Here is a 9663-nt window from a genome sequence, read left to right on the forward strand (position 1 = left end):
TGGTTTATTTTAATTGATCCATTTGAACCATATCCATGTCTGTATAAGTGATATTTTCTCCGCACATTGCCCAAATAAATGAATAATTACTTGTCCCAACACCTGAGTGGATCGACCAACTTGGTGAAATAACAGCTTGTTCATTTGCAACCACCAAATGTTTTGTTTCATCTGGTTTACCCATCATATGGAATACACGAGTGTCGTCATTTGCATAATCAAAGTAAACATACGCTTCCATTCGACGTTCATGCGTATGACAAGGCATGGTATTCCAAGCACTACCTGGTTCTAAAATCGTATAACCCATTTGAAGCTGACAACTTTCGCAAACATTTGGATGAATGTATTGATAAATTTTTCGTTCATTCAATGTAACACCTTCACCCGTTTCCATTGGCTTGATTTGATCAATACTAATTTTTACATTGGGATATTTATGATGCGCTGGTGCGCTGCTCAAATAAAATTTTGCTGGATTTTCAGCATCTTCAGAAGAAAAAATCACTTCTTTCGTTTCTTTCCCAATGTAGTAACCATCTTGTTTTTGCATCGATTCTTTTTGTCCATCAATTTCAATAAAACCAGGACCACCAATATTGATGACACCTAATTCACGACGCTCTAAGAAATAGTCAACACCTAGTTCTTTATCTAATTTGATTTCTAAAGTAGTTGTTGTAGGTGTCACTCCGCCAAAAATCATGCGATCGTTGTGCGTATAAGTCAAACGAATTTCTCCAGGAACAAATACTTTTTCAACTAAAAATTCATCTCGTAACTGTTCCGTAGAATAATGACGGATATCTTTCGGACTATGTGTATAACGTGTTTTCATTTCTTGCATAATAAATACTCTCCCTATCGTATAATTTTTCCAGAACCACAGGTTAAAAATTGTATGACTTCTTCTTGACTGAATTGATTGCAATCACCATGAACCGTATGTTTTAACGCGGACGCAGCTGTCGCAAAGTTGATTATTTCCTGCGGCGACATGCCCGACAATATACCATGTAATATCCCCCCAGCAAAAGCATCACCACCTCCAACACGATCAACGATCGGTTCGATTTCATGAACTTGTGATTCAAAATAAGTTTCGTCCATCCATAAGGTTCCTACTAGTTGATTTGCGCTAGCTGAATAAACTTTTCTTTTAGTTGAATAGAATGCTTTAATCGTTGGGAACTTCTCTTGCATTTTTTGATAATAATAAATCAGAGGTTCTATTTCTTCTTCTGGTGCTTGATTTACTCCCAACAAGTAAAGCGCATCCATTTCTCCAGCTGAACAAATATCTACTAAAGGTAGCAATTGCTTGATTACTTGGCTTGCTTCTTCTTGCGACCATAGTTTTCCGCGATAATTGATGTCAAAACTGATCAAACATCCTGCTTCTTTCGCCACTTCCATCAATCTTTTTGTCATCTGCTGCCATTCGATAGACAAAGCAGGTGTGATTCCAGAGACATGGAAGATATCAACGCCTTCAAATAAATTTTTTAATGACCATTCAATTTCTGTCATTGTCGCAAAGCTGGAACCTGCTCGATCATAAATGACTGAGGCTGCTCGCTCTCCAACTCCAGCCTCCATGTAATATGTCCCTAATCGCTTACCACCGCGTAACAAGTAATTTGTTGACACACCATAGCTTTGAAGATGTTTCTGAACTGCGTCGCCTAGTGCATGAGTCGGAACTTTACTAGCAAAAATGGTTTCATGTCCATAATTTGCTAATGAGATAGCAACATTAGCTTCGCCGCCACCATAATCAGCTCTGAACTGTTCACTTTTTATGATACGTGTTCCTTGAGTTGTCGATAACCGCAACATGATTTCTCCAAGAGTGACCACTTTCCCCATCATGAATTACCCCGCGATTTCTTTCATTTTCGCTGCGTATTGCTTTGCTACTTCTGTCACTTTCTCAAAATCACCTGTAGCAGCTGGCGCAAGTAAATTACCACCCACACCCACAGTTACCACACCAGCATCAAACCAGTCCTGCATATTTTCTAAACTTACACCACCAGTTGGCATAATGTTGACTTGTGGCATAGGTGCTTTAAATGCCGAAACAATACTTGGACCAAATGCACTACCAGGAAATAATTTCACGATATCTACACCACTCTTCAGTGCTGTTTTGATTTCATCAATCGTCATACACCCTGGTAAATAAGGCACTTGATATAAATTACATAACTCCGCCGTTTCTTTATCAAAACATGGACTAACAATATATTCTGCACCAGCTAAAATCGCTAAACGAGCAGTTACTGCATCTAAAACCGTCCCAGCTCCAATGACAATCTCTTCTTGTTCTTGATACGTTGCTAAAAGTTCTTTGATAACTTGATCTGCTTGTGGCACAGTAAACGTAAGCTCGATTCCTGTTAAGCCACCTTTGATAATTGCATGACAAGCATTCAGAGCTTCTTCACTTGTTTTTCCACGAACTACAGCAATCACACCGGCATTTTTCAATCGAGATAAAATATCAAATTTTTTCATTTTCTCCACCTCTTATTTCCTATTTAGAAATTAAGTTTTATAATTTGGAAATCTATACTCGTATTATAAAGGAGAAAAGAAAAAATGCAAACGCTTTTTCATTTTTTCATTAAGGTTTCTTCTATTTTTTGTTTCGTTTGCTTTACCGTTGCCACAATTTGATTTTTAATTTCACCTGTTAAACGATATTTGGGCATACTGATACTAAAAGCACCAATAATTTCTTCATTTTTGACAATAGCTGCTCCGATACAAAAGATATCTTGTTCCATTTCTTCGTCATCATAAGCAATTTTGGATTGTTGTACTTTTTCAATCTCACTTTTTAAACGTAATGGGTTAGTAATCGTATACTCCGTAAATGGAACGAGCGGATGCTTCGTCAGATATGCATCATATTGTTCCTCATCAAACTCGGCTAGTACGGCTTTTCCCATAGCAGAACTATAGAGTGGTCTAGTCACTCCGATTTTTGAAGACATTCGGATCGTTTGATTTTTCGCTTCTAGTTTATTGACGTATAAAATTTCTTCATTATTTAAAACTCCTAGATGAATGGTTTCATCAATTGTGTCTTGGAGTTGTTCAAGATACGGCCGCGTTGCTTCCACTAAATCTTGCTCTTCAATACTTTTATTCGCATAACGGATAAATTTACTGCCTAGACGATAATTTTTGTCAACGTTTTTATTTGTGTATCCTATTAAAGTTAATGTATCTAAAATTTTTAAAGCAGTAGAAGCAGTCATTCCTGTGCCTTTAGCAATTTCTTGTAAGGAAGAATCTGGCGTTTCTGCTAAATAATCTAAAATAGATGATGCTTTAATCAAAACTGTTCCATAAGGTTTTTTATTTTCCATATTGTACACTCCCGTTTCTTTATAGGAAAATTATAGCGGAAGTTTTTAAATATTAAAAGAACCAACCATGGAACAAAGAGGTATTTTTCTTTCTCAATAAGAAAAATACCTCCATTTTTTTACGATTTACATCAAACTCCGATAAAGAGTGATAATATCTTCCAATGATGTTTCTTTTGGATTTCCTGGTGTACATACATCACGTAAGGCATCTTCTGCAATTGCTGGAATATCCTCTTCTTTCACACCCAATTCTGAAATAGTCGCTGGAATTCCGACAGCTTGGCTTAAACGATTGATTTCTCTACAAGCTGCTTCTCTTACTTCTTCTAATGCCATCTCTTTTGCTTCAGTAATTTCTAAGGCAAGTGCAATTTCACGATACTTTTCGCCAGTTTCGTTTTTATTGTATTTCATCACCGTTGGTAACAAAGTGGCACAAGCCACACCATGAGGAATGTCATACCAAGCGCTTAAAGGATGCGCCATTCCATGAACCAATCCTAACCCCACATTTGAAAAGCCCATCCCAGCAATATACTGACCCAATGCCATTTTTTCACGACCAGTTTGTTCACCATTGACAGATGCTTCTAAAGCATGACCGATGATTTCAATTGCTTTTAAATGAAGCATATCTGTCATTTCCCAAGCATTTTTTGTAATAAAACCTTCAATTGCATGTGTCATAGCATCCATACCTGTTGATGCGGCTAATTTTGAAGGCATCCCCATCATGAGATCACTGTCAATAAATGCTACAATTGGAATATCATGCGGATCAATACATACAAATTTACGATGATTATTTTCATCGGTGATTACGTAATTTATGGTTACTTCTGCAGCAGTACCAGAAGTTGTTGGTACAGCCAAAATAGGTAAGCAGGGCCTTTTTGTATCGGCTACTCCCTCTAAGCTGACGACATCTGAAAATTCTGGATTATTTACAATGATACCAATTGCTTTGGCTGTATCAATTGGTGAGCCTCCTCCGATAGCAATTAAACAATCTGCAACTATTTTTTTTGCAAAAGCTACACCAGCTTGTACTTGCTGGATAGTAGGGTTTGGAGTAATATCCTCATAAATCTCATAAGCAATATCCGCAGCATCTAAATGTTCCGTTACTTTAGTGGCTACTTTATGCTCAATCAAGCCTTTATCGGTAACCACTAATGCTTTTTTAAATCCTCGTTTTTGAAATTCTGACACAATTGACTTAATTGCCCCTTTGCCAAAATAGGCTGTTTCATTTAAAACCATTCGTTTACTCATTCTATTTCCCTCCTTATTTACAGTTGGATTCATACTAAAATAGCCTGCATGATCCCTAAAGCTGGAACACTGGTTTTAACTCCCAATTAATCGGTGATGCATCAACATTCGTTTCCATGATGTCTTCCATGTATTTCCACCATTTTTGATTGATGGGCGTATTTGCCATTTTTAGCCAAAGTACCTCATCTGTTATTTCAAGATAAGCAAATAAAGTAGAACTACTTGGTTCAAGATAAATAGTATAATTTACTACTCCGTGTTCTCGTAAGGCAAGTCGCATTTCAGGCCACAGGTGCTCATGTCTATCTTGGTACTCTTCTTGTTTATCCGGATAGATTCTCATACAAAATACTTTTACGGGCACTCTAGACACCCACTTTATCTTGAGAAACATTCAAGAAACCCTCTCTTGGTGATACCCCAAAGGTCTCTGATAAACGCCATAGATCTTCGTCTGTAATTGTTTGTTGTATCCCCCCCTGCGCACACACATAGGTATACACTTTTGCTGCCTTTTCAGCTGTTTCAATCAAACCAAACACTTCATCCATCTCTTTTCCTGCACCATAAATTCCATGTTGTGGCCACAAAACCAGACGTGTTTTTTTCATTTTTTTTGCAGTAGCCTCCCCAATCTCATTGCTACCTGGCACCATCCAAGGAAGAATCGAAACCCCTTCTGGAAATACAACTAAACATTCTGTACACATCTGCCATAACGTACGCGTAAACTCTCTTTCGTCTAATGAATGAGTGAAACTCATCGCTAGTAAGTGCGTCGCATGATTATGCATGATAATACGGTGTTCTGGGTCAACAGACAATCGTGCGCAATGACTCATTAAATGACTAGGTAACTCACTTGTTGGTAAAGCATCATTTTCTAATCCCCATAATAAGTCTAGCGACCGTCCATCCTCTGATACTCGTACAATACCTAAATTTTCTGCTGGTTCCTCACAAACATTTTTAAAATACCTACCCGATCCTGTCACAATAAAATAACATCCAGCTAACTTTTCTGTCTTAAAATCCATTGGAATCTTTCGAAGTACATCCGTCGTCGTTAAAAATGGCGTTATTTCTTCTTCCTTCAGCAAATAGGAAATATTCCCACCATTTCGTTCATCCCACCCCAAACGATAAAGATTCGCTGTTGTTTTCATCATTTCTTGAACAAAAGGAGCTTGTAGAATTGATAATTTTTTCACTATGATCACCTACTTTCTTAAATCTAAAACTTCTTTTTGATAGTTGTTAACGACTTCAAGCCAATCTAAACCAATTGGAACATCATTTTGATAACAAAAATAATTCCAAACATCCGCATAAGGAAAATCTTTAAGCTCTTCGGTATACGCCATTCGTGTAGTAAAATCAAAATTATTTTCCCATTTCTTTAATTGTTGTATTGGCTCTAACATTGCTTTCATCAATGCCTTTTGCGTATTACGTGTTCCAATAACCCAAGCTGCAACTCGATTGATTGTTGCATCAAAAAAATCAAGTCCAATATTCGTTTTTTCAAGTAAATCACCACGGACTAATTCTTTTGCAATTTCTTGCAATTCGTCGTCCATCAAAACAACATGATCAGAATCCCAACGCACTGGTCGACTCACATGTAACATCAACCCTTTACTAAACAAAGCTAAAGCGGATAATTTATTGGAAATCACTTCTGTCGGGTGAAAATGTCCAGCATCCAAGCAAATCAATTTATCCCTAGTAAGTCCGTAACCTAAATAAAATTCATGCGAACCGACAGTATATGCTTCTGCCCCTAAACCGAATAATTTACTCTCCACCGCATCTTGCACATCTATTTCGTTTAGCTTCTCTTTAAAAATTTCATCTAGTGATTCCATCAAACGTTGCCGCGGAGTGAAGCGATCAATCGGAAGATCCTTCATTCCATCAGGTACCCAAAAATTATTGATACACGTTTGACCTGTTTCTTTTCCAAAATACTCTGCAATTTTTCGACACCTCTTGCCATGCTCAATCCAATATTGACGTACGTTTTCATCAGGATGTGCCAATGTAAAGCCGTCCTTCATCATTGGGTGTGAAAAAAAAGTAGGATTAAAATCAAGACCTAATCCATTTTCTTTTGCCCAATCAACCCACTTTTGAAAATGTTTAGGTTCAAGTTGATTTAACTCCACTGACTCTTGTGTATCGAGATAAATCGCATGTAAATTCAGTTTATGTTTGCCAGGAATCAAGGAATAAGCGATTTCTAAATCTTGACGCAACTCCGTTGGTGTTCGCGCTACACCAGGTTGATCTCCTGTTGCCATAATGCCACCTGTTAGTTCGCCATCAGGATTTAAAAAACCTTTTACATCATCACCTTGCCAGCAATGAACAGAAATCTTAACCTTTTGCATCTGCTCAAGGACTTCATCTGTATCTACGCCGATTTCTGCATATTTTTCTTTTGCGTACGCATAATTTTTTTCAACTGTCTTCATTTGCTTACTCCTCCATCACTTGTTAAATACTTTAGTTGTTGCTTTTCTGGATAAAAAAATTGACTAGGAAATGATTTTTGAACTTCTTCACGTGCTTCTTCAACTGTTGCAAATTCACCAACGCTAAGCATTTGTTGCAAAATATTGCCAATAGCAGTCGCCTCTTCTGGTCCAGACTCTACAACAATACCTGCATAATCTGCTGTCAGTTGATTTAGTAGATGATTGTTTGTTCCACCTCCGACAATCACAATTTTTTGTAATTCTTGCTTGGTCAACTGTTGGAGTTTTGTTAATTCTTTTGCATAACATAATGCTAGATTGTCATAGACACACCGCGCAATTTCACCTGCTGTTTTTGGTATTTTCTGATTGGTTTCGACACAATAATCTTGTAACTCTTCAATCATATTTTGTGGATTCAAAAAACGTACATCATTGATATCAATGATTTGTTGAAGTGGTTCTTCTTTGCAAGCTAGTTCAGCAAGTTGTGCATAAGAATAACGATACTTTTGTAAACGAGCAACTTCTTGAATCAACCACATCCCCATAATATTTTTTAAAAAGCGAACCGATTGATTGGCTCCCCATTCATTACTATAATTTTCATCAAAAGCTTGTTTTGATAATTCGAATTTAGTTGTTTCAATTCCTAACAATGACCACGTGCCACTACTTAAATATGCCCATGTGTCATTGCTTCCAGGAGTCCCTAAAATAGCAGAAGCTGTATCATGACTTGCAACATTGATTACTGTTGCATCTGGTAAATCATAATTAGGAAAATTTATTTTTTTCACTGGACCTAAAATTGTGCCTGGATCCACTAATGGAGCAAACAACTTTTTATCAATATCCAAAATGGTTAATAAGTCTTCATCCCAAATTTTTGTTTCGACATTTAATAACTGCATAGTCGACGCATTTGTTTTTTCTGCGACCATTTTCTCCGTTAAAACATATCCTAAATAGTCAGGTATCAATAATAATTTATCTGCTTCTTTTAAGACACTCTTCTCCTCCACAAATAACTGGAATAATGTATTAAATGGTTGAATCTGAATACCTGTTTTCTGATATAGTTTTGCTAATGGATATCCTTGCGCAAAGTTTTGAACAGCTAGTTTTGTTCGCGAATCTCGATAAGCAATTGGTTCCGCCATCCGCTCCCCATGCTTATTTATCAGACAATAGTCTACCGCCCAAGTATCAATCCCAACAAAGCATGACTCTATTCCAACTTTCTTGACTTTCTCTAAACCTATCAAAATTTCTTGAATCAGATAATCCATTTGCCAGCGCTCATGTCCCTGTTTTTTTATAAATCCATTTTTAAATCGATGAACTTCTTCTAGACACAATCGACCTTGCACATTTTGCCAGCTAACGATAACTCTTCCACTAGAGGCACCAATATCGATTGCAACAAATGCTGATTTCATTTTCCACCTCTTCTTTACTAATCATTATTACGCCTTTTTAGTAAGCGTTATCATTTGTTGAATAAGGCAATTATAGTACAACTATAGACATTTCTCTGCACACTATATTGGTTTACAATTGCACTATCTTGATAAAAAGGAGAAAGAGATGAATTACTGGGAAAAAGCAAATCATACTTGGTCAGAAGATTCTTGTCGCGTTATTTTGACGCCCACTCAAAGAAGTCAAAATTTATTTTTTTATATTCAAGAGATTGGACATTTCAAAGCATCTATTCCTTACTACACTGAGCGAACAAACCTACCTTCTTACTTGATTAAATTTACGTTGTCTGGCGAAGGTATGCTGCTTTATAAAGAAAATAAGTATCATTTATGTGCAGGGGATATTTTCTTCATTGATTGTCAGGAATATCAATATTACCAAACAATCAGTGACACACCTTGGGAAATGGATTGGGTTCATTTTAACGGTAGCAATGTTGCTTATTTTTATGAAGAATTCATCAAAGATGGCCAGCCAATTTTTCATACACCAACTTATCCATTCGAGAACAAAATTCACCAGTTAATAACCGAACTGATACATACACAACAACAAGCAAACACACGTACTGAATTTCAATCTTCGTTAGTCATCCACGAGTTACTTAATGAACTGATTTTGCAAAAATATCAATTGGATTTCAAAGAAGAAGATATTCCAAACTACATTCGTGATTTACAGAACTACTTAGATGAACACTTCAGAGAAAATATTACTTTAAGACAATTAGAGCAGCGATTTTTACTGAATAAGTATCAGATAAGTAAAGACTTTTCTAAATTTATTGGATCTCCACCAATTGATTATTTAATTAATAAAAAATTGTCTTATGCAAAAGATTTACTTCGCTATACAGACTTTACGATTCGTGCGATAGCCGAAGAGATAGGGATAGATAATTTTGCGTACTTTAGTCGACTATTTAAGCGAAAGACCGGACGCTCCCCAAGAGAATTTCGGCAATTTAATTAAAAATATGAGATTATTCCTGAACTGTTTAAGAACACAAAAAAGAAAAGAAATCGTCACACCTA

10 protein-coding genes are annotated in these 9663 nt (G+C 36.6%); 1 reads left to right on the forward strand and 9 read right to left on the reverse strand.

The window, feature by feature from the left end:
• Window positions 1–4: 4 nt before the first annotated feature.
• The 9 genes from kduI to rhaB form a co-directional block, all read right to left on the reverse strand.
• On the reverse strand, window positions 5–847 hold the full coding sequence (gene kduI, locus DOK81_RS08870; RefSeq protein ID WP_206910155.1) for a 5-dehydro-4-deoxy-D-glucuronate isomerase: 843 nt from the start codon (window positions 845–847) through the stop codon (window positions 5–7).
• 14 nt (window positions 848–861) lie between these two features.
• Complete coding sequence (locus DOK81_RS08875) at window positions 862–1869, reverse strand: sugar kinase (RefSeq protein WP_206910167.1); 1008 nt, start codon at window positions 1867–1869, stop codon at window positions 862–864.
• Window positions 1870–1875: 6 nt separating this feature from the next.
• On the reverse strand, window positions 1876–2520 hold the full coding sequence (locus DOK81_RS08880; protein ID WP_206910157.1) for a bifunctional 4-hydroxy-2-oxoglutarate aldolase/2-dehydro-3-deoxy-phosphogluconate aldolase: 645 nt from the start codon (window positions 2518–2520) through the stop codon (window positions 1876–1878).
• Window positions 2521–2618: 98 nt separating this feature from the next.
• Complete coding sequence (locus DOK81_RS08885; RefSeq protein WP_206910159.1) at window positions 2619–3380, reverse strand: IclR family transcriptional regulator; 762 nt, start codon at window positions 3378–3380, stop codon at window positions 2619–2621.
• 126 nt (window positions 3381–3506) lie between these two features.
• A complete protein-coding gene (gene fucO, locus DOK81_RS08890) occupies window positions 3507–4658 on the reverse strand; it encodes a lactaldehyde reductase (protein ID WP_206910161.1) in 1152 nt (383 codons plus the stop codon).
• Window positions 4659–4713: 55 nt separating this feature from the next.
• Entirely contained in the window at window positions 4714–5025 is a 312-nt protein-coding gene (rhaM, locus tag DOK81_RS08895) for an L-rhamnose mutarotase (protein ID WP_206910162.1), read from the reverse strand.
• Window position 5026: 1 nt separating this feature from the next.
• Complete coding sequence (rhaD, locus tag DOK81_RS08900) at window positions 5027–5872, reverse strand: rhamnulose-1-phosphate aldolase (protein WP_206910163.1); 846 nt, start codon at window positions 5870–5872, stop codon at window positions 5027–5029.
• A 9-nt stretch (window positions 5873–5881) separates the two neighbouring features.
• The gene (gene rhaA / locus DOK81_RS08905; protein WP_206910164.1) at window positions 5882–7138 is read right to left on the reverse strand and encodes an L-rhamnose isomerase; all 1257 of its coding nucleotides are present in this window, start codon (window positions 7136–7138) and stop codon (window positions 5882–5884) included.
• Entirely contained in the window at window positions 7135–8583 is a 1449-nt protein-coding gene (gene rhaB, locus DOK81_RS08910) for a rhamnulokinase (protein ID WP_206910165.1), read from the reverse strand. Before rhaB ends, rhaA begins: the two co-directional genes overlap by 4 nt.
• A gap of 148 nt (window positions 8584–8731) precedes the next feature.
• On the opposite strand from rhaB, the gene DOK81_RS08915 reads away from it, so the two are divergent.
• Complete coding sequence (locus DOK81_RS08915; protein ID WP_206910166.1) at window positions 8732–9601, forward strand: AraC family transcriptional regulator; 870 nt, start codon at window positions 8732–8734, stop codon at window positions 9599–9601.
• The last annotated feature ends 62 nt before the right edge of the window (window positions 9602–9663 follow it).

The sequence above is a fragment of the Enterococcus sp. DIV0660C genome (assembly GCF_017316125.1).
GTDB lineage: Bacteria > Bacillota > Bacilli > Lactobacillales > Enterococcaceae > Enterococcus_B.